Below are 1498 nucleotides of genomic sequence, written 5' to 3'. Positions count from 1 at the left end.
GCGCCTGACCGTCGGCATCGTCTACTCCTACGCGCCCAACGCCGATGCGCCCGGTGAGACGCTGGCCGATGAGGCCGTAGACCCCTCGCAGCTGACCGCCGACGACCGCGCCTTCCTCGATGATGCGATCCGTGACTACAACACGCAGTTCGGCACCGCCTACGACACGAGCGCGCAGGGCTTCGAGGGCTACTACGAGGACATTTCCCGGCGGCTGGCGGAGAGGACCATCGACCTGGTCATCGTGGTCAATATGTTCCTCACTGGGTTCGACTCCAAGACTCTCAACACCCTGTGGGTGGACAAGTCGCTGCGCACGCACGGGCTCATCCAGGCGTTCTCGCGCACGAACCGGATCCTGAACTCAGTCAAGACCTACGGCAATGTGGTCTGCTTCCGGGACCTGCAGGAGGACACCGATGAGGCCATCGCCCTGTTCGGCAACAAGGCCGCCGGCGGGCTGGTGCTCCTCAAGCCGTACAAGGAGTACCTGGAGGAGTATCTGGAGAAGATTGCCGAACTGCGGGCCAGGTTCGAGCCGGGGCAGATGATCGCCTCGGAGGCAGACCAGAAGGAGTTCATCCGGCAGTTCGGGAAGATCCTGCGGCTACGCAACATCCTGGCAAGCTTTGACGACTTCGAAGACGACGACGTCATCGGCGAGGCCGAGTTCCAGGACTACCGCAGCGTGTACGTGGACCTGTACACCGAGATGCGGCGGGCGGCCGACGTGGGGAAGGAGGTCGTCAACGACGACCTCGTCTTCGAGATCGAGCTGGTCAAGCAGGTGGAGGTGGGAGTCGACTACGTCCTCATGCTGGTGGAGAAGCACCGCGAGGAGGCGGGCGACGGCGAGGACAAGGAGATCCCGGTGGAGATCCGCCGGGCTGTGATGTCCAGTCCCAGCCTGCACAACAAGCGGGACCTCATTGAGGAGTTCGTGCACGCGGTGTCCGCCTTTGGGGATGTGGACGAGCAGTGGCGGGCGTTCATTGAGCAGCGGCGCAGCGAGGAGCTGGCAGCGATCATCCGAGATGAGAAGCTGCGCGAAGGGCCGGCGAAGGCGCTGGTGGAGGCAGCGTTGCGGAACGGGTACGTGCCCACTGAGGGGACTGCGATCACAAGGATCCTGCCACCCACCCCCAGATTCCGCAGCTCAGCCAGCGACAGCCACGATGAGAAGAAGCGCCGCGTCCAAGCCGCCCTGGCCGCCTACGTCGAGAGGTTCCGGGGACTCAGCTCCACATCAACCGCAAACTAACAGCCAGGATGACCAATGACTTTCCCTAACTCTAGAACATATTTGGCTCACACTCGGTCTTTAAACCCCGAAAACAATGAGATCATATCAATAGAGTTTGACAGCAAAGGTGCATTGGTTACTTGGTTTCGAGCTCAGTCCTTTATAGACGCAATCAACTCACTCGATCCAACTAACGTCCCGGAACCACTTATCGCCAGAACCGCCGAAGGGTGGATAACCGGCTCTTCGTGTTTG

General features: G+C 61.0%; 1 protein-coding gene. It reads left to right on the top strand.

Annotation, left to right across the window (positions count from 1 at the left end):
- On the top strand, positions 1-1261 hold a 1261-nt coding region (locus BKH32_RS12640; protein ID WP_430383807.1), incomplete at its 5' end, for a type I restriction endonuclease subunit R, EcoR124 family.
- Between the last annotated feature and the right edge of the window lie 237 nt (positions 1262-1498).

Source organism: Actinomyces oris (assembly GCF_001929375.1).
Taxonomy (GTDB): domain Bacteria; phylum Actinomycetota; class Actinomycetes; order Actinomycetales; family Actinomycetaceae; genus Actinomyces; species Actinomyces oris_B.
The sequence above is the reverse complement of the archived record's forward strand: the minus strand, read 5'-3'. Positions and strand labels throughout refer to the sequence as shown.